Here is a 25,278-nt window from a genome sequence, read left to right on the forward strand (position 1 = left end):
GGGATCACTCTGCCGCCCTGACCCCGACCAAAGCCCCGGCGCGGCTTTCCGCCCCGCGCAGGATATCGCGCAGAACCGAGGCAAGGCGACGCACGTTCGGCTCAAGCACCATCGAGTCGTGGTCGCCCGGCACTTCGATCACCTGCAGTTCTGACATCCACGGCGTCCAGCCGTTGTCAGCAATGACATAGTCACGGCCCGAGTTGACCCAGCGCCCGCCCGTCACCTTCCACCGCTGGTCCGGCGGCGGGCGGAACAGCGTCACCGGCCCGTCCCAGACCGACAGTTGCAGCTTGGGCAGCGCGGCAAGGAAGGCCGCTTCGATCGCCAGATCGTGGAACACGCCGGTTGCAACCTCGCCCGAGATTTCGGCCTGCGCGGCCTTGGCCTTGCTGTGGCGGCGGAATTCATAGGCGACGCGGTCCCGCAGCCATTTCCAGACAAAGCCCGGCCCGCCTTCGCGCAGCTCACCCAGACGGATCATCAGGCGATCCTTGCGGCTGACCGGCTCGCGCAGCGGCAGGGGCGTATCCAGCATGACAAGCATCGCCACCTCTTCGCCCGCCGCGTGCAGCTGCCGCGCCATCTCATAGGCGATCAGCCCGCCGCCCGAAAAGCCGCCCAGCAAATAGGGCCCCCCGGGCTGCACCTGACGCAGCTCTTCGATATAGTCGCGGGCCGCTTCGGTGAAATCCTCATGCGGCTTGTCATCGCCCAGCAGGCCACGCGCCTGAATGCCGTAAAAGCGGCGATCCGGCCCCAGACGCTGGGCAAGCTGGCGCAGGTTCATGATATTGCCGAACATGCCGGCCACCATGAAGAAGGGCGTTCCCTGCCCCCGCCCGCCCATATCGACGAGGAAACGGAACCGGGGCCGTGCCGCAACCGGCAGCTCATGCACATTGTCGGGCGCGACCAGCTCGCGCGGGCCGGTCTGCTTTTCGACAAGCGCAGCAAGATCGGTGATCGTCGGGGCCTCGAACAGGGTCGAGATCGGCAGGTCCACGCCAAATTTCTTGCGCAGCTGACCAAACATCCGCACCGCAATCAGCGAGTGACCGCCCAGATCAAAAAAGCTGTCGGCAGCACCGATGCGGGCAATGCCCAAAAGTTCGGACCAGATCACCGCAAGCTCGGCCTGAATGCCGGGGGCGGGCTCGACAAAATCACTGTCGAGGTCGGGGCGCTCGAACCCTCCTTCGGCGGGGGCGGGTTTCTCGACCTTGCCAGCCTCGGCGATCAGCGCCGGCAGATCCAGAGATGAGACATAGACCTGCGCCAACCCGGTCGAGATGGCGCGGCAAAGCATGGCAGGCCCGATCGCGGCAGGAATGCCCTGACTGATATTGTGCTGCAGGCGACGCTCGGCCGGGGACAGGCTGCGCGTGGGCTGCACCCGGGTCTGTGGCGCGGCAGAAATCGCCGCCGCCAGCCTGCGCAGGGCAAAGCCCCGGATCTCGGCGCAGACGGTACCGTCCGGCGCGGCCAGCGTAATGTCAAACTGCGCCATGCCCTGTGCATCGGTGTTCTCGCCCGCATTGCGGATGCGGCTGACCACCTGCGCAGGCAGAGGCGCATAAAGCCGGATCGAGCGATAGCCCATCGGCACCCACAAATGTTCTGGCGTCCAGTCCCGGATCAGCCCCATCGCCCAGCCGGTCGCAATATCCAGCAACGCCGGGTGAACCAGCCAGCCCTGCGCCAGATCCGCCTCGAACTCGGGCGCAAGCGCCAGTTCGGCCACGCCTTCGTCACTGTCGATGCGGAAACGGCGCAGCACCTTCCAGCGCGGCCCAAAATCCATCTGCCCTTCCTGAGCCGAGCGCAGTGCAGCGCCCTGCCCGTCCTGATCCCACGGCCCCAAGATCGTCAGCGCGTCGGGTGCAGCCTCATGCAGACCAGAGACAAGGGCAGAAACGTTCGGCTCTCCCTGCGGATCTTCGAGGATTTCGATGCGCATGGCATCGCCTTCGGGCAGGACGCGGGTGCTGACAAGCGCGGTATCGCCGACCAGCACAGGACGGCGGAATTCCAGGTCGCGGATGACCAGAGGCAGACCAAGACCGCATTCCAGCGCCGCCTCGGCCACCAGCTCAATCCAGCCGGTTCCGGGCATCAGCGCCTGACCCGAGGCCGTCTTGTGCCCGCCGATAATCCAATCCTGCATCTTTAGGGCGGTGCGGAACTCTCGCCCGCCGGGCATGGGCAGGCTTTCATCAAGCAGCGGCCGATCCTGCGGCACCACCACCGCAGACGCAGTGTCCAGCCCCATTGCCCGCGCCGCCATGCCGGCATCAGCCCAGACGCCCCAGTTGACTGCAACCACGCGTCCCAGCGCCGCCGGAGCACTGCGCGCCACTGCGTTCAGATATTCGTTGGCGGCGACGTAATCCGCCTGTCCCGCCGGCGCGATCACCGATGAGGTCGACGAGAACAGCACCGTCAGCCCCGCCGGGTTCCCGGACAGCGCCTCGATCAGCGCGCGGGTGCCAAGCAGCTTGGGTGCAAGAACGTCCCATGCCTCATCATCGGTCTTGGCGGCGATCAGGCTGTCCCGGATCACCCCCGCCGCGTGCAGGACAACATCAAGGCCGCCAAAGCGCGCCCGGGTTTCAGCCACAGCGCGGGCCATATCCTCAGGGCTGGTCACATCAGCACGGATGGCCAGAACCTTGGCCCCCATCGCCTCAAGCTGACGCAGCGAGGCCATGACGGCGGGCGAATCCACCAGCCCGCGCGTGATCAGCGCCAGTTTCGCCCCACCGCGCCTGGCAAGTTCGCGCGCAATGGTCTGCCCGATACCGCCAAAGCCACCAGTGATCAGGCAGGTCGCACCCTGCGGGATGGCGGCCATGCCGTCATCACCAAGCGCCACCTTCTCAAGGCTCTGTTCAAACCGGCGCCCGTCACGCCATGCGGCGACCGCAGCACCCGAGGGGGCCAGCGCCTCTTCCAACAGATTGTCGGCCAAGGCCTCGATCCCGCCTTTTGCAGGCAGTCGGATATCCACAAGCCGGGCCGAGACATTCGGCATCTCATGCGGCAGAACCCGGATCGGGCCCGCAGCCGTCGCCTTTTCAGGCACCGACGCGGGTTCATCAGCCACGCGCAGCGCATCGTTGCAGACCGCGATCAGATCCAGCCGCGCCTCGGGCAGTTCGGCCCCAATCGCCTGCGCCAGATGCAGCAGGCCAAAGAAACCACGCTCAAGCTGACTGTTAAGCAGGCTGGAACCGGGACGAAACCGTGCCCCCTGCGTCACCGACCACAGATGCAGGATACGATCCGGAGCCATACCCTGCGCGACAAGCGCGGCCAGCAGCATCTCATACCCTTCCCGGTCGGATTCGACCGGCAGGGTAAAGCGCCCCTCGCCCTTGTCGGCGAAAGTATCCCCGATCTCGACCACGGCGACACGTTGGCCGCGCGCCCGCAGCCCCTCGATCACCCGGCTGGCAAGGCCAAGCTCATCAGCAAAGATAAGCCAGCTTAGCCCGCCCTGCGCGACCGGCCCTTGTGACCCGATCTCGATTGCGGGCGCGGCAAGTTTCCACGCCGGACGCCAGCCCCAGTCGGCGGGCTCGTCAATGCGGGCCAGTTCCTCTGCGGCACCGGTCGCCACATGGGTGGCGCGTTCGATAAAATAACGTTTGCGCTGAAACGCATAACCGGGCAGCGACAGGCGCTGACGGCGCAGCCCACCCCAGATCTGATCCCAGTCGATCTGTCCGCCACAGGCCCAGAACCGCGCCAGCGCGCCCATGAAATAGCTGTCATCGCCAGTGTCGTGGTCGCGGTGACGCAGGGTCGAAATGACCTGATTGGCAGTAACCGCCGGATGGGCCTTAGCCATGGCCTGCATCGCCCGGCCCGGCCCGACCTCGATAAATACCCGCCCTGGCATCTGCGCAAGATGGGAAACCCCGTCAGCAAAGCGCACCGTGCCGCGCAAATGCGCAACCCAGTAATCGGGGCTGGTCGCCTCATCCGTGGTCAGGGGCTGCCCCGAACGGTTCGAGATCACCGGGATCTGCGGCGGTTTCAGCGTGATCGCGGCGAGATAGGCGCGGAACTCCTCCAGCACCGGCTCAAGCAGGCGCGAATGCGCGGCGATCGAGATGGCAATGCGCTGGCATTCCACCTCGCGCGTCGCCATACGCCCGGCAAAGCGGTCCAGCGCGGCATCCGGCCCCGAAACGACCGACAGCCCCGGCCCGTTCACCGCCGCAAGGTCAAGCTCCAGCTCGGCAAGTTCAGCCGCGAACTCTTCGGGGGGCAGTGGCACCGACAGCATACCGCCAGCCGGAACCCGATCCATCAGCAGCCCGCGCAGACGCACAAGGCCGATGCAGTCCTCAAAGCTCATCACCCCCGCGATACAGGCGGCGGTATTCTCGCCCATGGAATGCCCGATCAGGGCGGTGGGGCGCACCCCCCAGCTGATCCACAATTGCGCCAGCGCATATTCGCAGATCATCAGCAGCGGCAATTGCAGCGAGGGTTGCAGCAGACGCCGGTCTGCCCCGGCCTCTTGTCCCGGCTCGGGCAGCCACAGCGCACGCAGATCAGCACCATGCGCCTGCGCCATATGGTCAAGGCCGCGATCCATCCATTCCCGGAAAACCGGCTCTGTCTCATAAAGCCCGCGCGCCATGCCCGCATATTGCGCACCGCCGCCAGGCAGCATGAACACCGCCCCGGCCGCATCGCTGACCGGCTGGTGATCAAAGACCAAAAGCGGATCAGGCTCGGCCAGCAGCCGCGCCGCATCAGCCGCGTTTTCGGCAACAAGCACGCGGCGCCGTTCGAACTGACGCCGCCCCTGTGTCAGGGTAAAGGACAGATCGGCCATGTTCACGCCGGGGTTGGTCCCCAGCCAACCCGCCAGCGCGGCGGAGTTGGCATCAAGTGCGGCCTTGCTGCGCCCCGACACGGCGATGACATGGAACGGCCAGTCGGATTCCCCGGCTGGCGCGGCCTGAGGCGGCTCTTGCAAGATGACGTGGGCGTTTGTGCCGCCGACACCCAGCGAGTTCACCCCCGCCCGGCGCGGACCCGGCACCGGCCAGTCGCTGAGCCGGCCGTTAACCTCAAACGGGCCGCCGGCAAAGTCGACAGCAGGGTTCGGGGCCTCATAGCCAAGGCTGGGTGGAATCTTGCCGTGGTGTACCGCCAGTGCCGATTTGATCAGCCCGGCGCTGCCAGCCGCAGTATCCAGATGCCCGATATTCGTCTTGACCGAGCCGATGCGGCATGGCCCCTGCCGCGTTCCGTCCGAAACCCGCGCATAGGCCTGATTCAGCGCCGCAACCTCGATCGGGTCACCCAGCGCCGTGCCGGTCCCATGGCATTCGACATAGCCGATACTGTCCGAGGACAGCCCGGACATAACCAGCGCCTCGGCCACTGCCAGCGCCTGCCCCTCGACGCTGGGGGCAAGATAGCCAGCCTTGGCCGCACCATCGTTGTTGATGGCCGAGCCCTTGATGACCGCCCAGATATGATCGCCATCGGCCAGCGCGTCCTTAAGCCGGCGCAGCACAACCACCGCCGCACCGCTGCCGAAAACCGTGCCTTGCGCCCGATGGTCAAAGGCATGGCAATGGCCGTCGGGCGACAGGATCTCGTTTTCCTTGTAAAGATAGCCCAGGCCATGGGGCAGCTCGATCGTCACACCTCCGGCCAGCGCCATGTCGGATTCACCCGACAAAAGCGACTGGCAGGCCATGTGGATCGCGACCAGAGAGGTCGAGCAGGCGGTCTGAACGTTGACTGACGGCCCCCTGAGGTCAAAGACATGGCTGACGCGGGTGGACAGAAAATCCTTGTCGTTCCCGGTATGGCGCAACAGGAAATGCCCGACGCCATCAACCAGATCGCGGTTCGAACAGACGTTCCAGAAATAATAACTGCCCTGTCCGCAGCCAGCCCAGACGCCGATATTGCCGCCGAAACGCTCGGGCACATGGGCGGCGTCTTCCAGCGCGTGCCAGCAGGTTTCCAGAAACTTGCGGTGCTGAGGGTCCATGATCGCCGCCTCTTTGGGCGACAACCCAAAGAACTCGGCGTCGAATTCATCGAACTGCTCAAGAATCGCGGCCGAGGGGACGTAGTTCGGGTCAGACATCCGCACGCGGGTTTCACCCCGCGCCAAAAGCTCGGCCTCGGTCAGCCGACGGATCGCCTCAACCCCGCGGCACAGGTTGTCCCAATATTCCGCTACGCCCTTGGAACCGGGCAATTGCGCGGCCATGCCGATGACCGCAACATCGGAATCCTCAACGCCGATCTTGTCAAAGGCCATGTACAGTGCCTCTTGAACTCGTGGAATGCCCCGTGGGGCAGAACCGGATTAACGGTTGGCGCGCCTGTCCGGGATAGCGAATCCGGCGCTTTCGACCAACCTATAAAACCGTGGGCAGGCCTGCCTTTTTAGGCAGAATTTGCGTCTCGGCCATGGTTTCGTCCTGGCCCTGCACCCCCTGCCTCAGCCTGCGGGCATTGCCAAGCAGCGCCCCCGCCGTCAGCCATGTCAAAGGCGTCAGCGTTGCGTTCGGGATCAGGTCCAGAAGGTTCATCGCCAGCATCAGGGCAAGCGTGCCCAGCACCACAAGCTCTCTGCGCTTCGGGGCCGAGCGCCCGCGTGGCATAGCCCTGAGCAAGGCAAAGATCGGCGTCAGCAGCAGCAGGAACTGCGCCAGATAGCCAAAGACCCCGCGTGCACCCACCCAGATCACCCATTGCCCGTCCGGGATCGAGGACAGCCTGCCGCTATAAGGGTCATAGAACAGCGGCCGCCCCCAACCGCCCCAGCCAAAGACCGGACGCTCCATCGCGCGTTCCAGCAGGGCCTCTTCGTTCATCAGGCGGAATTCAAGCGACCGCCCCCGCTCGGGCGATATCGACATGGCAAGGTTCACGATGCCTTGCAGCGGCATCCATGAGGTCGTGCGCAACGTCGGATAGGAAACGGCGACGGTGGCGACCATGGCGGCGGCCAGCACCATCATGCGCGGCCGGGCAAACGCGACCAGAGGCGCGGCCATCAGCGCCTGCATCAGCGCCCCAGCCGATTTACACAGCACAAGAACGCAGCCCAGATAGACCGCGATCAGCAGATTGCGCGCCGTCCGATTGTTCCGCGCTATGGCAATGGCCGACAAAAACGCGGTCATGGTCATCAGCGCAACCCACAGGGGATGTTCAAGAAACACAATCGGCCGATAGCCGCCATAGCGGATGGTCTGGATGAAATCGTGCTGGAAATAGCCATAGACCCAGACGTTGATCTGGGGACTCAGCCGCAACTCGATCAGCATCGGCAGCGTATAGCACAGTACCCCCAGCACCAGGCAGCGCAGCCACAGTTCAGCCCCCCGGGCATCCCACAACAGCTTGTAGCCCATCATGAACGGCAAAAGCTGGATGAACTGCAAAATCAGGTCGGCGATGCCCTGGCTGATCGACATGGCAGGGCGATAGTTGATCCCGTCGATCAGCGGATCGGGATTGGTCAGCGCCGTCATGATGGGTGAAACAAAGTTCATCGCCAGAAGCAGCCCCACCCATGGTCCCATCGGCGGCGGGACGGGTTCATCCCGGGCGCGGTCCCTGGTCACAAACCAGACCATGACCGCAGCCGCCAGCGCCGGAATCATGTGCTTGTTCAACCCCGGAAAAGCTGGCAGGTCGATTTCGACCAGCTGGGGCAACAGCAGGTAGCCTGCAAAGATTGACCAGATCAGGGCGCGCGGCCGCTCCATGCGCTGAAACAGCACTGCCACCACCAGCGGCCAGGACAGCAATGCGAATAAGGCCAACAAGGGCATGGCCCTGACTCCAGTCTTGCGGCAGGGCCGCCTGCTTGACCTGCGACACGCGAGGACGTTGTAATCCCACCGTCGCGAATTCATCCTGCCAGAAACTCCGGCCGGACCCGAGGCTTATCATGCATTTCACCTTTCCCGACGGCAATGCCGTCCACATCAACTGTCGGGATTCTTCGGCGCTGCTGTCTGCCGTGCGACAGCGGCTGCGCGACGGGCAGGGTTTTGCCATCGCCACGATTAATGTCGATCACCTGCAAAGACTGGGTGAAGATAGCCGTTTTCGCACCGCTTACGCTGCCCATGACCTGATCTGCGCCGATGGCAATCCGATCGTCTGGCTGTCCCGGATCGCGGGCCGGCCGGTCGATCTTGCCCCCGGCTCGGATCTGGTGCTGCCGCTGGCACGCGAGGCCGCAGCGGCCGGGGAACCGGTGGCGCTGATCGGCAGCAGCATCGAATCACTCGCCCGCGCCGCCGAGACCATGCAATCCGCCGTACCCGGCCTGAGGGTCGCGCTGACCCATGCGCCGGGCTTTCCCTTTGACCCGATGGGCGATGAAGCGACCGAAATTATCGCCCGCATCCGCGAAACTGGCGCGCGACTGTGCTTTCTGGCCCTTGGCGCGCCGCGGCAAGAGCTTTTCGCCATCCGCGCCCGCGATGCGCTGGGCAATGTCGGGTTTGCCTCGATCGGGGCGGGACTCGACTTTCTGTCGGGGTATCAACGGCGCGCGCCAAAGCTGGTGCGTCAGGTAAAGATGGAATGGCTGTGGCGGATGCTGTCAAATCCGCGTCGGCTGTTTCTGCGCTATGCCAAGGGCTTTACCATCCTGCCCGGTCATCTGCGCCGGGCGCTGGCAATGCGCAGGGAATAGGGACGCCGACAAGCGACACCCCTGCAGAGACGGGTTAGCCCCAGTCGAAATCAAAACTGTCGATCTTAAGCAGGCCCGGCACCGGGTCGTGATCCGCAACCTCTTGCTGCTCATGCAGCACAGGCAGAGCACGGGGACCCCAAAGCCGCTGCGACGTGCTCCAGCCCGGGGATTCAACATCTGCTGCGCTGTCTGCGCGGCTATCGGACAGCTCTGCCCGCCCCCACAGAATGAAGATGTCGCGGCTAAGCAGGCCGAACAGCTTGCTCTCTTGTGGAGCGGCCTCGGTTCCCGCGGCAACGGGCTCCTCGGCGGCAATGCGGCTTTCCTGACTCATCTGCGCCGAGGCCTGACTGGTCTGCGCCGAGGGCAGAGGTATACCCATCTTGTTCAGGACCGAGCGGGTCAGAGATGACGGGCTGACGCCCTCAAGGATCAGCTTCTCGCCATTCGGGAATGTCAGCATCGCGTGCCCGTTATGCGAGGACACCCGCACATCATCCACATCAACCCTGTTACCCTGACGGTCGTGCAGCCCGGTCACATGCAGCCGGTCACCCTGACGCAGGATACCGCCGCCGGAATCGCGTACATCGCCGACCTGAAACGCACGTATTGTGTCGACGCCAAAACCGTCCTGCAGCACCAGAACATCCCGCTCTGCATCGCGCGGCACAGCACCTCCATCAGAGGCAGAAATATCGTCGGTCATCGAGATAAGATCGTTGCCGCGACTGCCGTTAATGGTATCCGCGCCCGGTCCGCCCTCGATCGTATCCTTACCGGCGCTGCCGGTGATACGATCGTCGCCCCAACGGGTGTTGATCTGAATACCCTTGCCATTCAGGGGGATATTGGCGGTTGCTGCCGAAACCGTATCGCGGCCTTCATGGGTCCAGAACTGCTCGAACTCGCTGAACACCAATGAACCATTGGCCTGCGGATAGCTGGCCCGTCCGGCGCTGTTGCTGGTAAAGACAACCGAAGTGCCTACGCTATTCTCGCCATTCCCTTTGGCCCAGAGGTTCAGCAGGTCATGGCCAGCTCCGCCAACCAGTGTATCACGTCCGATGTCATGGATCGCCCCCATGCCACCGTTGTTGCCCCAGCGGACATTGTCATCCCCTGCCCCGGCATGACCGTAATCATTGCCCTGCGACGGCATCAACAGATCATTGCCCGCACCGCCATAGATGCGGTCATTGCCATTCCCGCCGTCAAGCACATCATCGCCGATGCTGCCATAGATGGTATCGTTGCCGGCACCGCTGTTGACCGTCAGCCCATGCGTGGGGGTGTAATCCGAACCCGAACCATGCGGCGAATTCAGCTTGGCAGACCGCGCGTCGATGAGGTCATTGCCCGAGCCGGTCTGCAACCGCTCGATCCCGCGAAAGTTCACCCGGTTGCCATAGGCATCGACGGCTGAGCCATTCTCAGTTGTACTGAAAGCAACGCGGAAATTTTTTGTCCCATTCAGATGCAGCCGGTCCCCGCCCGACAGGCTGCCATACGGGTTCGGATCATAGCGTTCCAAAGTGTTGCCACCATAATAAGCGTCAACATTGCCCCTGGATCTGGGGTCCTGGCTCCAGATCAGGACGTCCGGCCCGGCACCGCCATTTATCGAGTCGCTGCTCCGCCCGCCATTGATCGTGTCGCGTCCGCCATTGCCGTTGATCGTATCACGACCTGCGGTGCCCAGCAGGCTGTCGTTGCCCGCCCCTCCAGTAATCACGGCCATATCCGCCCCCATTCTGCAATGACTGGGGATAGACACCACGAGCATCCAGAAACACCCGACCCCGAACGTCTATCCGGGCCGGATTAGATTAGACTGACGCCAAGGGCGGGACCTGTCCTTTGGGGCAGATCAGCGCCGCATTTGTCAGTGATTTTCACCCTTTGGTTGCGAATTTAACCATTAAGGGCCTTTCGGTTCCGCACATGGCGATGTGCAAGCTGACGCGCCTTGGCACCCGGGATCAGCGGCCTTGCCGCCTCGGCCGGAGTGTCGCGAAGCTCGGGGAACAGGGTAAATATCTCTTCCCGCGCGGCCCGGCCGACGGATTTCAACGCCATCGGACCGGTGTATAGCGACTCGGCCTCGGCCCCGTTCGCCAGCACGATCTCATGCCGGTCAAAGAGGATATGGAAATACCCGACCATCTCGGGGTCGACCTCTTCGATCCCTTCAATTGCCAACAGCTGCTTGGCCGCAACCAGCACCTCGGGGCAACCGAACATGCGCTGCGCAATCGCCGACCGCACGAGTATGCGATGCTGAGGCGAGACCATCAGATCGGCGCAAGGCCGTCCTTCGCCAAGCGCACCACGGCGGATGCAGACAGGCCGTAGCCTTGGCGCAGCGGCCAGATCGATTGCGTCCAGCGCCCGGCTGCCGATCCAGCGGATAGGCTGCAACCCATGGTCGCAGGTCAGAACCAGATCGCCCACCGACAGTTGTTCAACCGCGATTTCGCCCCGGTCTGTACGAATCATCGTGCCGCGGCAAAAGCAGGGAATACCAAGCTGATGCAGCTTCTGACGGGTCAGCGCGGCGGGGTCGATCTCATAAAGCAGCAGCGTCTCGCCATTGGGGAAAACCAGCCGCGCATGGGTGCCGCGTGCGTCGGTAAGGGGCTCGACGGTCACGTCATCCAGATCAATGGGATTACCGTTGGCATCATGCAGATCGCTGACATCCAGCCGATCAGCAGGCAGCACGGTGCCCCATTCATCCTGCGTGGTTTCGATGGCAAAGGCGCGCACGGTGTCATTGCCAAAGCCGTCGCGCAGGACCAGCAGGTCCGAGCCGTCATCCTCCCACGCGTGGCTGGTGGAAAACAGGTCCCCGGCCATCGAGATCATGTCATCGCCCGCACCCGCGTCGATGGTATCCGTGCCAAAGCCGCCTTCGATCGAGTCATCGCCGTCGCTGCCGATGATCGAATCGTCACCCCATGCGGCGTAGGCGCGGAACCCGTCCACCCCGGCAGCCGAGCCATCTATCGTGTCATTGCCGTTCCCGGTCAGCAGGTTCCGGAACTCGTAGAACTCCAGATGCCCCGTCGCCGCACCGGTGGCGTCCACCGTACCGCTGTCAGAGGTGGTAAGCACCATGTGCACACCGTTGCCGGTGGCGTCGTGCTGCCAGGCGTTCAGCGTGTTATAGCCCGACCCGCCATAGTACAGGTCATTGCCGACCGAACCGTCGATACCACCGTTACCCCAGCGGATACCGTCGTCGCCATCCTCGCCATGGATGGTGTCGTCGCCGCGGCCATCCTCGATGACGTCATTGCCGCCGCCGCCAAAGATTTCGTCATTGCCGTCGCCGCCCTGAATATAATCCGTGGCGTCGCTGCCAATGATGTAATCATTGCCAGCACCCGCATAAATCCGGATGCCTTCAGCGCTGCCAGACGCATTGATGTGATCGGCGCCGTCGCCAGTGGCCACACGCTCGATACCGTCAAAGCTCAGCGTGTTGCCATAGGCATCCTCGACCTCGCCCGAGCTGCCGCTGGTGAAATACACATCGAACCCTTCGGCCCCTGCGGACACCAGGCTAAGCGTATCGCCGCCATTATGGGAGTAGACGTCGGGCTCATACTCCTCGCCGCCCGAACCACCGTGATAGATGTCGTGATCGCCAGTCGCGTCAGGATTGGCCGCCCAGATCAGGAAATCAGCACCGTCGCCACCACTGACCGTATCGCTACCCGCGCCGCCATCTATAGTATCGTTGCCGGCATCAGCGTCGATGAGATCGGGTTCGTCCCCACCAGACAGGCTGTCATTGCCGCCCGTTCCAGGAATCGTCGCCATGAAACACCTTCAAAGAACAAAAACCTTGCGGAAAAGCCGCAAAAACGCCGCCGCAAATAACTGGCGGAACAGCACCGATTAAAAACAAAGGCGCAGTCAAAGGTCAGATGTTCTTTTAGGCAAGTTTTTGCCGATCAACCCTGGCGGGTGGACTATTCACCCAGCACCAGCCAGCCCGATGGCGGCGCGGTCAGATGCACCCGAACGCCCGGCTGAGGCAGGGCAGCCCCGGGTTCGTTAAAGCGGTCAAGCACCACTTCCTGCCCGCCCACCCGCGCCCGCAGACGCTGAACCGAACCAAGGAATTCAACGCCGGTAATCTCGGCCGGGATGCCATGCTCGGCGATGCGCAGGCTTTCGGGCCGCGCGGCAAGGGTGACACCGCCCAGGGACAAGGGGCGGTCAAGGGCGATCTCTGCCCCCTCAACGCGGACGATGCCACGTGCAGGGTCCAGTACCTCGGCTGCGAAACGGTTCAGCGTGCCGACAAAGCCGGCGACGAAATCGGTCGCAGGCTGATTATAGATCTGCGCCGGAGTGCCGATCTGATCCGCGACCCCCTTATGCATGACCACGATACGGTCCGAGATCGACAGCGCCTCTTCCTGATCGTGGGTGACAAAGATGGTGGTGATGCCCAGCTGCTGCTGGATCTCTCGGATCTGGTTGCGCAGGCTGACGCGGATCTTGGCATCCAGCGCCGACAGCGGCTCATCGAGCAGCAGAACACGCGGACGCGGCGCAAGGGCGCGGGCCAGCGCCACTCGCTGTTGCTGACCGCCCGACAGCTGCCAGGGATAGCGCCCGCCCAGATCTGGCAGACCGATCAACTCAAGCATTTCGGTCACGCGACCGGCCCGCTCGGCCCGGGGAACACCGCCGACCTTAAGGCCAAAGCCCACGTTTTCCGCCACCGTAAGGTTCGGAAACAGCGCATAGGACTGAAACACCATGCCGATCCGGCGCTGGTTCGGCCGGGCGCGGGTCACATCCTGCCCGTCGATCACCACGCGGCCCGCACTTGGCGTTTCAAACCCGGCGACCATGCGCAGCACCGTGGTCTTGCCACAACCCGAGGGGCCAAGAAAGGACACAAACTCGCCCTTTTCCACGCTCAGGTCAAAGCCGTGCACGACCCGGGTCGTACCAAAGGATTTTTGCAGATGGTCTAGGGTCAGAAAGCTCATTTCGCGGGTATCCGTGTGCCAAACAGGCGAGAGATCAGTTGCATCACCCCCATGCAACCCCAGGTGACGGCAAAGGCGATCACCGCCAGCGCCGCCGGTTCATAAGCGCGGTTCGCGCCAAGCAATTGCATGTAGGGTCCGAACGCCGGCCGGTTCAGCAACGCCGCCATGGTGAATTCGCCAATGACGATGGCAAAGGACAGAAATGCCCCGGACATCACCGCCCCCAGCACATTGGGCAGGATCAGCCGGCCGATGATCCGCGTCCAGCCAGCGCCGAGGGATTGCGCGGCCTCCGTCAGGCTGCGCACGTCAAGCGTCGAAAGCCCGGTATCGACGGCGCGATACATATAGGGCAGCGCCAGCGTGGCATAACCGCACAAAAGCAAAAGATTGGTGCCCGATGCCGTCCCGGTCAGCGGCAGCACCGACGAGGTGTTGTAAAGCCGGATATAGCCAAAGACGACGACGATGGCCGGAATGACCAGAGGCAGCAGGGTGATGAACTCGATCACCGGCCGCAGGCGGGGCAGACGCAGCCGCACCCAATAGGCGGTCGGCACGACGATCAGCACCCCCAGCACGATGGTCAGCAGCGCCATCACCACCGAATAGCTGAAAGTGGCACGGAAATTCGCGTCCGACAGCACCGAGCGATAGGCATCCAGCGAATATTCCCCGCGCCGCATTCGTAGCGAAAACTCGATCGTACCGATAAGCGGCAAGAGAAAATAAAGGCCGCCAAGGATCAGCGCGGCCCAGGACCAGACCCGTTTCATCGCATCCACCTCTCGGCCCGGGTGCGCATGATGACATAGGCAAGGTTCGCAAGCCCGGTCACGACGATCATGCCGAAAGCCATGGCATAGCCCAGGTGCGGGTCTTGCAGCACATCGCCCCTGATCTGCGCAAACAGCATGATCGGCACGATCGACAGCGACGAGCCGGTCAGCGCATAGGCCGTCGCCACCGCACCAAAGCTGTTGGCAAACAGCAGCGCGAAAGTGCCCAGCAGCGACGGGAACAGAATCGGCAGCGCCACCATCCGCCAATATTGCCCGGTCGAGGCACCAAGCACCTCGGCCGCCTCGCGCCATTCACGCTTGAGCCCCTCAAGAGCTGGGGTGATGATCAGGATCATCAGCGGGATCTGAAAGAACAGATAGGTCAGCGTCAGGCCCCAAAAGGACAGCAGGTTGAAACCCAGCGCATAGATATTGATGCCAAACCACTGCCGCAGCAGCATGGTGACCAGACCGACCCGGCCCAGGGTGGCGATAAAGGCAAAGGCCAGCGGCACCCCGGCAAAGTTCGAGGCGACCCCCGAAAAGGTCATCAAAGGCGCCTTGATCCAGCCCGGCACGCCGCCCATCACCACCGCTGCCGCCATGGCAAAGCCGATCAGGCAGCCAAGCAGCGCCGAGGCCAGCGACACCTTGATCGAAATAGCAAAGCTGGACACGATCCGCGGCGAGGTCAGCCCCGCAAGATTGTCGAACGTAAACTGACCTTGCGGGTTCTGAAATGCGCCGATGACGATATTCATCGTCGGCAGCACCAGAAACAGCAGGGCAAAGGCGAAAAAGGGCAGGATGCCCAGCCAGTTCCAGCCGATCTGTCTCATTCCGCCTCGCCCGTTGGGGGTGACCCCGCCGCGTGGACGGGGTCCCTTTCTCTTATTCCTGAACCGCTGCGCCGACGACCTTGTCCCAGCCTTCGGTCACAGCCTTCTTGTTGGCTTCCTGCTGCTCAAGGGTCGGGAAGATCGCCTTTTCATAGGCCGAGGCCTCGGGCAGCGCGTCCAGCAGCTCTTGCGGGACTTTACCGTTCTTGACCAGATCGTTGAAGCGGATCGGGTGGCAATAGCCCTTGAGCCAGCCAAGCTGACCTTCGTCCGAATACAGGTACTCCATCCACAGCTTGGCTGCGTTCGGATGCGGCGCATAGGCCGAGATCGCCTGCACATAGACGCCCGCAACCACGCCATCCTCGGGGATCAGCACCTCGACCGGCGGGTTGCCATTCAGACTGTCGCGCCAGGACAGCAGGTTATAGTCCCATGCGGTGACGATCGGCGTCGCGCCCTGCGCGATGGTCGCCGATTTGCCGATGACGGGCACGAAATTGCCGGCCTTGTGAACCTCGGCCATCAGTTCCATGCCCTTCTGACCCGAAGCCTCGCCCGGCTCTCCGCCATTGGCGATGCCGGCCGCCATGACCGAAATGATCGCCTGCGCCGAGGCGCGCGGATCGCCAGCCAGCGCAAAGGCGTTCGCATATTCGGGCTTGGTCAGGTCCTTCCAGGTTTTCGGCGCCTCGTCGATCAGGTCGGTGTTCACGCCAAAAGCCATCACGCCGTAGTAATCGCCGTACCAGTGACCATCGGGGTCCTTGGCATCATCAGGAATCGTATCCCAGGTCGAAACCTTATAGGGCTGGATCAGCCCCTCGGCCTGCGCCTGCGGGCCAAAGGACAGGCCGACGTCGATCACGTCCGGCGCCTGCGGACCCTTGTTGTCCTTGTTGGCACGGATCGCCTCAAGCTCATCTGCCGAGCCCGCATCGGGGTTAAGCTCGTTGACCTTGATTTCGGGGTATTTCGCCTTGAAGCCGGCGATCACCTCGCCATAGCCGCACCAGTCATGCGGCAGCGCGATGGTGGTCAGCATACCTTCGGCCTTGGCGGCCTCCTCCAGCGCCGCAAGATCCTGCGCCGAGGCAGCCTCCGAGGCCCCAAGCGCGATCAAAGCGGCAAGACCTGCCACAGTCGGTTGAATCGTCATTGGTCAACTCCGTTCCAGAACACGCCCCCAGTTGGCGGCTGGATGCCACCTAGCGGCCCCCGGTGACAGTCTTGCGACACGACGCCCTTGCTGGCAAAGGTTTTTTTCACCGCAGACGCAAGATCAGGGGACAAGCACGGCACCGACCTTCATGGTCTTGCCGCCGATCCGATAGTCGGCCTCGATCCGGTGACCGGGCAGTGCCGGATGCAAACCGCCCAGCGAGCCCAGCGAAATCACCGATCCGGGCTTTAGCTCATAGCCGCCCTGCTCGATCAGCCACAGCACCACATCCAGAGGATGGCCCAGCAGCATTTGCCCTGTGCCCGCGTCGATGCTGTTTCCGTCAAGCTTGAGGTTCACCGTCAGCCCCGCCAGATCGGCGACCGGGTCACGCAGGTCCGAAATCGGAATGCCGCGTCCCAGCACGCCGCGCCAGGGCGTCACGCCATAGGCCGCCATCAGGGGACCGGTGGGCGTCACCCCCTTTTGCAGCGCCAGATCGGGCAGTTCGATGAACGGCCGCACATCTTTCAGCGCCGCCGCCACCTCTTCGCGGGTGCGCGCCTGCATGATGGCAGAGCTGCCGACGGTCACGACCAGATCGGCCTCAAAAAACGGCGAGCGGCTGCCCTTGAGGCTAAGGCGCGAGCCATCGGGCACCAGCATCGGCGCGAAAAGCGCCCCCGAGACGGGCTGGGTCACGCCGAACCGCTCTTGCACCGGGCGTGAGGTAAAGCCGACCTTGACGCCCACGGGCGCGCCCAGCTCGGTCTCAAGCACGCTGCGGAACGAGGCATAGGCACAGCTTGCATCCTGCGCCGTGCGGACAAGCGGATCGGGCAGGCGCTGACCTGCGATCCAGCCGCGCGCGGCGTTCTGCATCAGCGAGACATCCGGGCAGGCCGCATTGGCCGCGCCCGCCAATGACAACATGATAGCACCCAGAATCAACGATCTCATCGTCCGGCCTCACGAACAGGTTTTGGCAGACGATGCCGCAATGCGCGGCAACTGTCACCGTGATTTTTGCGCACAGGGCGGGCATTTATGGCACCGGAGACACAACAATTCAGGCCCGGCTCCCGCGACAAATACCGCGAACGGTGCCGGACAGTTGCCGCGTGTGGCCCGCGCCCGTTTTCACCTTGATCTACGCGATTTGCAGCCATGCTGTTTGCATCAGCCGACGCGTCCCTTAGAAGCGTCTCTTGGAACAGGCGTCCCCAAACAGGGACCGCAGGCGACAAGGCTGGACATGAGCGATCAACCCACCCCGATGATGGTGCAGTATCTTGCAATCCGCGAGGCCAATCCCGGCGCGCTGCTGTTCTATCGCATGGGGGATTTCTACGAGATGTTCTTTGACGATGCGGTTGCCGCCGCAGCCGCGCTGGACATCGCCCTGACCAAGCGCGGCACCCATATGGGTGAGCCGATCCCCATGTGCGGCGTCCCGGTCCATGCCGCGGAAAGCTATCTGCTGACGCTGATCCGCAAGGGGTTTCGCGTCGCCATCGCCGAGCAGATGGAGGACCCGGCCGAAGCCCGCAAGCGCGGCTCAAAAGCCGTGGTCGCACGCGAAGTGGTGCGTCTGGTCACCCCCGGTACGCTGACCGAGGAATCGCTTCTTGAGGCGCGGCGGCACAATTTCCTCGCCAGCTTTGCCAGCGTACGCGAGGATTCGGCGCTGGCATGGGTCGACATCTCGACCGGCGCCTTTCGGGTCATGACCTGCCCGCCCGCTCGGCTGGGACCGGAACTTGCGCGCAATGCCCCGCGAGAGCTTCTGGTCCTCGAAGGTTCGGATCTGGCCGAGATCGCGGCCGAGGCGGGCGCCGCACTGACCGAACTGCCCGCCGGCAGCTTTGACAGCAGCGCCGCCCAGCGTCGTCTGTGCGCACTGTTTTCGGTCGAGACGCTTGACGGCTTTGGCAACTTTTCACGCGCTGAACTGGCCGCCATGGGCGCGATCGTCGATTATCTGGAGCTGACGCAAAAGGGCCGGATGCCGCTTTTGCGCCCGCCGGTGCGCGAGGCTTTGGGGGGCGCGATGCAGATCGACGCCGCCACCCGCCGCAACCTGGAACTGACGCAGGCCTTGTCTGGCGGGCGCGAAGGCAGCCTGCTTGCCGCCATTGACCGCACCGTAACGGCAGGCGGCGCACGGCTGCTTGAACGCAGGATCAGCGCGCCCTCGCGCAATCTGGACGAAATTCACGCCCGGCAGTCGGCTGTCGCCCATCTGGTGGACGACCCGCGCCTTGGTGCCGATCTGCGCTCTGCGTTGTCCCATGTCCCCGATATGGACCGGGCACTGTCGCGGCTGGCACTGGAACGCGGCGGGCCGCGCGATCTGGCCGCGATCCGCGCCGGGCTGACCCAGGCCGCCCATATCGCCGCCATGCTGGGCGACGACCAGATACAGGTTCTGGCCGAGGCCGCCCGCGACCTGACGGGCCATGACGCGCTGATCGACCTGCTGGACGAGGCGCTGGTCGCCGAACCACCACTGCTTGCCCGCGACGGGGGCTTTGTCGCGGCAGGCTATGACGAGGATCTGGACGAAACCCGCCGCCTGCGTGACGAGGGCCGTGGCGTCATCGCCAGTATGCAGGCTGATTATATTGCCGAAAGCGGTGTCCAAAGCCTTAAGATCAAGCATAACAACGTGCTGGGTTACTTTATCGAGACGACTTCGACCCATGCGGAAAAGATGCTGGCTCCGCCGCTGAACGAACGGTTCATCCACCGCCAGACCACGGCGAACCAGATCCGCTTTACCACGGTCGAGCTGTCCGAGCTTGAAACGCGCATCCTCAACGCCCGCGACCGCGCGCTGGAGATCGAGCGTCAGATCTTTGCCCGCCTGACCGGTGCCGTTCTTGAACAGGCGGGCCCGATCGGGCAGGCGGCGCGGGCACTGGCAGAAATCGACCTGACCGCAGCCTTTGCCGATCTTGCCTCGGCCGAGGGGTGGGTGCGCCCCGAAGTGGACAGCAGCCGCGCCTTTATGATCGAAGGCGGCCGCCACCCGGTCGTCGAGCGCGCGCTAAAGCGCAAGGGCGAGGCTTTCGTCGCCAATGACTGCGCTTTGACCGAAGGCGGCACTCCGGCGATCTGGTTGCTGACCGGTCCGAATATGGCGGGTAAATCGACCTTTCTGCGCCAGAACGCGCTGATTGCCATTCTGGCGCAGGCTGGGGCGTTCGTCCCTGCACGCCGCGCCCATATCGGCCTTGTCAGCCAGCTGTTCAGCCGCGTCGGTGCGGCGGATGATCTGGCGCGCGGTCGCTCGACCTTCATGGTCGAGATGGTCGAGACGGCGGCAATTCTTAATCAGGCCGACGATCATGCGCTGGTCATCCTTGACGAGATCGGACGCGGTACGGCGACCTGGGACGGGCTTAGCATCGCCTGGGCGGTGCTGGAGCATCTGCATGCCAGAAACCGCTGCCGGGCGCTTTTTGCCACGCATTATCATGAGATGACCTCGCTTTCCGCGCGCCTGCCGGGGGTCGAGAATGCCACTGTCGCCGTGCGCGAATGGGAGGGCGAGGTGATCTTTCTGCACGAGGTCAGAAAGGGCGCCGCCGACAGGTCCTATGGCGTGCAGGTGGCGCGGCTGGCGGGGCTGCCCCCATCCGTTGTCGAGCGCGCCCGGGACATCCTGCACCAGCTAGAAAACGGAGAGCGGCAGGGCACCGGAAAACCGGCCGCGCTGCTTGACGATCTGCCGCTGTTCCGCGCCACGCCCGCACCGGCGCCTGGCGCGATGTCGCAACCCCAGCCTTCGGCGGTCGAGGAACGCCTGCGCAAGCTGAACCCCGATACGATCAGCGCACGTGAGGCGCTGGATCTGGTCTATGAGCTGCGGGCGATGCTTGACGAGGACGGAGCCGCCTGACCGGGCGGCCTATATCGTCACCTTGACGAAACTGTCGCGCAGGGCGGCCGACCACGCAGCGGACATGGCCATGAATGCCGGGTCGCCCTCGGCGATGCGACGATGGCTGACGCGGCAATCGTCCTTGCGGATCACCGCCAGATCCAGCGGCATCCCCACCGACAGGTTTGAACGCAGGGTCGAATCCATCGACAGCAGCGCCGCCTTTTGTGCGTCGTCCAGAGAGGTGTCGGGCCGCACCACCCGGTCAAGGATCGGCTTGCCGTATTTATGTTCGCCGATCTGCAGAAAGGGTGTGTCCTCGGTCGCCTCGATGAAATTGCCCTCGGGATAGATCAGGAACAGCCGCATCTCGCCCCCGGCACGCTGACCGCCGACGATCATGCTGGCGCTGGCCTGCTGGTTCAGTTCGCGGCATTGCTCGACAATCTCTCGCCGGGTGCGGTTCAGCGTATTGCCGATGATCGTCGCCACCTGCAGCATGGTCTGGGCGCGCATGATCGAGGTGGTCTCATCCGCTTCGGGCAGGTCGATCGCCTCTTGCAGCCGGGCGATGGTGGTCTGGGTGACCGACAGGCTGCCGGCGGTCATGATGGTGATGATCCGCTCGCCCGGTTTCTCAAAGAAGAACATCTTGCGATAGGTCGAGATGTTGTCCAGCCCGGCATTGGTGCGGGTGTCCGACAAAAGGACCAACCCTTCGTTGAGCTTAAGACCGACGCAATAGGTCATGACCGTCCCATGGCACAAAAACTCCCTGACGGATACGCCCGCCGGGGGCGAGGCGCAACAGCAAGGCTATTGCTCCATTTCCTCGACCTGTACGCGCACATCAAGGCTTTCGTCGCCCGTGCCAAAGGTGGTGCCGCGCACCGGGGCCGCGTCATCCGCATCCAGACCCGAGCCAAGCCGCACATAGCGGTCATCGGGGCAGCAGGCATTGGCCGCGTCAAAGCCGACCCATCCAAGGGGGCCGACATGAATCTCGGCCCAGGCATGGGCTGCGTCATGGGGTTGACCATCCCGGCTGGAATGCAGATAGCCCGAGACATAGCGCGCCGGCAGACCCCGTTCGCGGGCGCAGGCAATCAGCACATGGGCATGGTCCTGACAGACCCCCTGCCCCAGCGCCAGCGCCTCGGCCGCGGTGGTCCGCGCATCGGTCACGCCCGGGCCATAGGCAACCGCCTGTGCCACGGCGGCAGCCAGCCGATGGGCCAGGTCCAACCCGTCCTCGCCCTGGGCCGAATGGGCCAGATCGCGCAACGCCGTATCCAGCCCGGTCGCGGGCGTCGGGCGCAGGTAGACCAGCGGATGAACGCTTTCACGATGGCCGCGCAAAACACCGGCGGTATCGCGCGTCTCGACCTGACCCGAGATCGAGACGACGACCTCTTGCACCGGGCCGCGCACGGTCCAGCCCTCGATCCAGTCGCCCGCCCCGTCGCGAAAAGCCGCACCGCGTTGCCCGCCCGAGACCGAGATGGTCCAGTCCGCAACCCTCTGTCCCTCATAGACCGAGGGCGTCAGCCGCAGGCTCTGCACCAGCCCCTGCGCCGGTGGGTCATAGAAATAGCTGGTTTCATGGGTAATTTTCAGCCGCATGATGCGCCCCCCTTTTTACATCCGGCCGCTTAGGTAATCATCATGCACGGCGGTCGAGATGCTGGCCACCTCGCTGATGAACCAGGTGAGGAACTCGTGCAGCCCCTCGTCAAAGATCTCGTCGATACTGCGGGCAAGCAGGCGTCTCATCGTCTCATGCGCCCGGACCGAGGCGGTGGCGGGCACGCCCTCGCCATAGCGGCGCACCAGCCCGTCCAGATGCCAGACCGCCTCGTAGAGCGAGGTCAGAAGCGAACGCGGGCTTTCCCCGTTCAGGATCAGAAAATCGGCGACCTTCATCGCCGTTACATCGCCGCCATAGGCCCAGTGAAAGGCACGATGCGCCGAAAGCGCGCGCAGGATCACCTGCCATTGATAATTGTCGAGCCCGGATCCGACGAACTCGACCTGCGGCAGCAGCACATAATATTTCACGTCCAGCAGCCGCGCGGTGGCATCCGCCCGTTCAAGCGAATAGCCAAGGTTCAGAAAATGCCAGCCGTCGTTGCGCAACTGGGTTGCGTTGATCGCCCCGCGCACGGTCGAGCCATGGCGCGTGGTAAAGTCGGTCAGCATCGCGGTATCAAGCTGGCTGCGCGGCCGCCGCTCCAGCGACCGCAGTTCTTGATAGGCGGTGTTGAGCGCATCCCAGACCTGACTGGTCAGCGCCGTGCGCACGATCCGCCCGCCCTCACGCGCGCGCTCGATACATGAGGCGACCGAGGACGGGTTGGCATGGTCAAAGAAAAGCCAGCTTTCGATATTTTCCTGCGTGATTTCATCGCCGTAATGTTCGGCGAATGCAGTGCTGGCGCCCGAGGCACGCAAAAGCGAGTCCCATTCGTTGCGATACCCCTCTTCGGTGTTTGGCAACAGCGTGATACGCGCACCCACGTCCAAAAGACGGGCGGCGGTTTCGGCACGTTCCAGATGACGACCCATCCAGAACAGGTTGGCGGCGGTGCGGCTGAGCATGGCTGACCCCTTTCCTATTCCGTCAGGACCCAGGTGTCCTTGACGCCCCCGCCCTGAGACGAGTTCACGACCAGCGAGCCCTCGCGCAGCGCGACCCGCGTCAGCCCGCCCGGCACCAGTTCGATCCGGTCTCCGCACAGGCAGAAGGGCCGCAGGTCGACATGTCGCGGCGCCACCCCCTCATTGACGAAAGTCGGGCTTGTGGACAGTGCCAGCGTCGGCTGGGCGATGTAATTGCCGGGGCTGGCCTTGATCCGCTCGGCAAACGACTCGATCTCGGCCTTGCTGGCGCGGGGGCCGATCAACATGCCATAGCCGCCCGAACCGTGGACCTCTTTGACCACCAGATCCTTGAGGTTGGCCATGACATAGCGATAATCCTCGTCTTTCCACAGCGTCCAGGTCTGAACGTTGCGCAGGATCGGCTCTTCGCCGAGGTAAAAGCGGATCATTTCGGGGACGAAGGTATAGACCGCCTTGTCATCTGCGACGCCCGCCCCCGGCGCCGAGGTGATCGACACTCCGCCCGAACGATAGACATCCATCAGTCCCGGCACGCCCAGCATGGAATCGCGGCGAAAACACAAAGGATCAAGGAACTGGTCATCAATGCGGCGATAGATGACATCGACGCGCTTTGGCCCCTGCGTGGTGCGCATATAAACAAAGCCGCCGTCGACAAATAGGTCGCTGCCCTCGACCAGTTCGACGCCCATCAGGTTGGCCAGAAAGCTGTGCTCATAATAGGCGCTGTTGTAATGGCCGGGGGTCAGGATGACGATGGTCGGCGGCCCCTCGCATTTCCGCGGCGCGACAGAAACAAGCGTGCGGCGCAGCAGTTCAGGATACTGATCCACCGGCTCGATCCGGTTGTTGCGGAACAGCGCCGGGAACATGCGCATCATGATCTCGCGGTTTTCCAGCATATAGCTGACGCCCGAGGGGGTGCGGCAATTGTCCTCAAGCACATAAAACTCATCCCGTCCGGTGCGAACGATGTCGATACCGACGATATGGGAATAGACACCGCGTGGCGGGGTAAAATTTGCCATCGCTTTTTCATAAGCGTCGTTCTGATAAACAAGCCGCGCCGGGATACGGCCCGCGCGCACGATCTCGGCCCGTCCGTAAACATCGCGCAGAAAAGCGTTCAGCGCCCGGGCGCGCTGCTTGATCCCCCTTTCAAGCCGGCGCCATTCGGCCTGCAGGAACACCCGCGGCATCATGTCAAAGGGGATCAGCCGGTCCGGATCGCCCCCCTCGCCATAGACGGCAAAGGTGATACCGATGCGACGAAACAGCGCCTCGGCCTCGGCCTGCTTCATCTGGCGGATCTCGACCGGCATGGTCTCGATCCATTCAGACAGCATGGCATAGGGTTCACGCACCCGATCGCCTTCGAGCATCTCGTTGTAACAGTTCATCATCTTCACCACCCCCTGCTTTGTCCCCGATCTTCGCATCCGCAGTGGCACTGTCCACAGCGCGTCCCCCGCGAATGGTCGGGAAATCCGTTTTTGTCAGAGCAGAGCCTCACTCCGCCCAAATATAAGGCAGATCAGCAGCCGCGGCCCTGTCCACAGCAGTTTAACGCAGCAAAGCCGGGAAAAGATGCGCAGACAGATCGTCAGAAAATGATCGGATCATCTTCGAGCGCGCCAAGATCGCCGACTCCGTTCAGCATGATGGTATCGCCTTTGCCAAAATCCTGAACGGTATTGCCATCGACGACCCGGCCGATCTCCTGCAGTGCCGCGGCCGCGCTCATCTCGGCTCCGCCCCACAGCGTGCCGCCGATTTGCTGCCCGTCGATATTGTTATGAAAACCCCGTGCCTTATCCCGACCACCGGCAAAAGCAGTCGGCCCCGCCACCGCCCAGCAGAGAGCCACTGTCCGCACCACCGGTAAAAGTGTCGTTTCCGGCCACGCCGACAGGCGCGTCATTACCTCCACGACTGCTGAGACGATTGGTGCGAGCATTCCGGTGATCCGGTTCGCCAGTGAATTGCCGGAACCGTTCTGCGCCTTGTCCGATCCCAGAACCAGGTTCTCAAGCCACCAGCCCAGCCTCATGCAGGCATAGGACCGAACCGGATTGATACCGCCGTCCCTTGTCTCAACGATCTTGTCTTTGACGTCGGGGACATAGACATCGTTGTCGGCGCTGTTTCCGATCACCAGATCGTTGCCGCAACCGGCCTGCATGTTCCCGATCAGCGTATCGGAGGTGATCGAAATATTGCCGACAAGCCATGGGCCCCGGATACGGTTCCAGGCGTCGGCGA

The 25,278-nt window shown here is 63.4% G+C and carries 16 protein-coding genes; 2 read left to right on the forward strand and 14 right to left on the reverse strand.

Going from position 1 to position 25,278, the window contains the following annotated elements; translation table 11 throughout:
* Positions 1-4 precede the first annotated feature (4 nt).
* Complete coding sequence (locus tag PARACOCCUSGL_RS0109220) at positions 5-6,304, reverse strand: type I polyketide synthase (protein WP_010395573.1); 6,300 nt, start codon at positions 6,302-6,304, stop codon at positions 5-7.
* 100 nt (positions 6,305-6,404) lie between these two features.
* Entirely contained in the window at positions 6,405-7,829 is a 1,425-nt protein-coding gene (locus PARACOCCUSGL_RS0109225; protein WP_010395574.1) for a hypothetical protein, read from the reverse strand.
* Between the two features lie 119 nt (positions 7,830-7,948).
* On the opposite strand from PARACOCCUSGL_RS0109225, the gene PARACOCCUSGL_RS0109230 reads away from it, so the two are divergent.
* Positions 7,949-8,704, forward strand: coding sequence for a WecB/TagA/CpsF family glycosyltransferase (locus PARACOCCUSGL_RS0109230; RefSeq protein ID WP_010395576.1), 756 nt, complete (start codon positions 7,949-7,951; stop codon positions 8,702-8,704).
* Positions 8,705-8,738: 34 nt separating this feature from the next.
* Here the strand turns inward: PARACOCCUSGL_RS0109230 and PARACOCCUSGL_RS0109235 are convergent, their stop codons facing one another.
* From PARACOCCUSGL_RS0109235 to PARACOCCUSGL_RS0109265, 7 genes are all read right to left on the reverse strand, one after another.
* A complete protein-coding gene (locus PARACOCCUSGL_RS0109235) occupies positions 8,739-10,448 on the reverse strand; it encodes a calcium-binding protein (RefSeq protein WP_010395578.1) in 1,710 nt (569 codons plus the stop codon).
* A gap of 173 nt (positions 10,449-10,621) precedes the next feature.
* Positions 10,622-12,535, reverse strand: coding sequence for a Hint domain-containing protein (locus PARACOCCUSGL_RS0109240; RefSeq protein ID WP_010395579.1), 1,914 nt, complete (start codon positions 12,533-12,535; stop codon positions 10,622-10,624).
* Positions 12,536-12,687: 152 nt separating this feature from the next.
* On the reverse strand, positions 12,688-13,722 hold the full coding sequence (locus PARACOCCUSGL_RS0109245) for an ABC transporter ATP-binding protein (protein WP_010395580.1): 1,035 nt from the start codon (positions 13,720-13,722) through the stop codon (positions 12,688-12,690).
* The gene (locus tag PARACOCCUSGL_RS0109250) at positions 13,719-14,501 is read right to left on the reverse strand and encodes an ABC transporter permease (RefSeq protein WP_010395581.1); all 783 of its coding nucleotides are present in this window, start codon (positions 14,499-14,501) and stop codon (positions 13,719-13,721) included. The genes PARACOCCUSGL_RS0109245 and PARACOCCUSGL_RS0109250 overlap by 4 nt, the downstream gene beginning before the upstream one ends.
* Positions 14,498-15,346, reverse strand: a complete 849-nt coding sequence (locus PARACOCCUSGL_RS0109255) for an ABC transporter permease subunit (protein WP_010395582.1) — start codon at positions 15,344-15,346, stop codon at positions 14,498-14,500. The genes PARACOCCUSGL_RS0109250 and PARACOCCUSGL_RS0109255 overlap by 4 nt, the downstream gene beginning before the upstream one ends.
* A gap of 52 nt (positions 15,347-15,398) precedes the next feature.
* Positions 15,399-16,505 (reverse strand): ABC transporter substrate-binding protein, encoded by a 1,107-nt coding sequence (locus PARACOCCUSGL_RS0109260; protein ID WP_010395584.1) that lies wholly within the window; start codon positions 16,503-16,505, stop codon positions 15,399-15,401.
* Between the two features lie 123 nt (positions 16,506-16,628).
* On the reverse strand, positions 16,629-17,468 hold the full coding sequence (locus PARACOCCUSGL_RS0109265; RefSeq protein WP_029371916.1) for a 2-keto-4-pentenoate hydratase: 840 nt from the start codon (positions 17,466-17,468) through the stop codon (positions 16,629-16,631).
* Between the two features lie 295 nt (positions 17,469-17,763).
* Between PARACOCCUSGL_RS0109265 and mutS the strand changes: the two genes are divergently transcribed.
* The gene (mutS, locus tag PARACOCCUSGL_RS0109270) at positions 17,764-20,412 is read left to right on the forward strand and encodes a DNA mismatch repair protein MutS (protein ID WP_010395587.1); all 2,649 of its coding nucleotides are present in this window, start codon (positions 17,764-17,766) and stop codon (positions 20,410-20,412) included.
* Between the two features lie 9 nt (positions 20,413-20,421).
* Here the strand turns inward: mutS and PARACOCCUSGL_RS0109275 are convergent, their stop codons facing one another.
* The 5 genes from PARACOCCUSGL_RS0109275 to PARACOCCUSGL_RS0109295 form a co-directional block, all read right to left on the reverse strand.
* Complete coding sequence (locus tag PARACOCCUSGL_RS0109275; protein WP_010395591.1) at positions 20,422-21,144, reverse strand: peptidase; 723 nt, start codon at positions 21,142-21,144, stop codon at positions 20,422-20,424.
* A 66-nt stretch (positions 21,145-21,210) separates the two neighbouring features.
* The gene (locus PARACOCCUSGL_RS0109280) at positions 21,211-22,017 is read right to left on the reverse strand and encodes a transglutaminase family protein (protein WP_010395594.1); all 807 of its coding nucleotides are present in this window, start codon (positions 22,015-22,017) and stop codon (positions 21,211-21,213) included.
* Positions 22,018-22,032: 15 nt separating this feature from the next.
* Positions 22,033-22,992 (reverse strand): alpha-E domain-containing protein, encoded by a 960-nt coding sequence (locus PARACOCCUSGL_RS0109285; protein ID WP_010395596.1) that lies wholly within the window; start codon positions 22,990-22,992, stop codon positions 22,033-22,035.
* A 14-nt stretch (positions 22,993-23,006) separates the two neighbouring features.
* Positions 23,007-24,419, reverse strand: a complete 1,413-nt coding sequence (locus PARACOCCUSGL_RS0109290; protein WP_029371918.1) for a circularly permuted type 2 ATP-grasp protein — start codon at positions 24,417-24,419, stop codon at positions 23,007-23,009.
* A 200-nt stretch (positions 24,420-24,619) separates the two neighbouring features.
* Positions 24,620-25,258, reverse strand: a complete 639-nt coding sequence (locus PARACOCCUSGL_RS0109295) for a M10 family metallopeptidase C-terminal domain-containing protein (protein WP_369750414.1) — start codon at positions 25,256-25,258, stop codon at positions 24,620-24,622.
* Between the last annotated feature and the right edge of the window lie 20 nt (positions 25,259-25,278).

Source organism: Paracoccus sp. TRP, assembly GCF_000185925.1.
GTDB classification, from domain to species: Bacteria; Pseudomonadota; Alphaproteobacteria; order Rhodobacterales; family Rhodobacteraceae; genus Paracoccus; species Paracoccus kondratievae.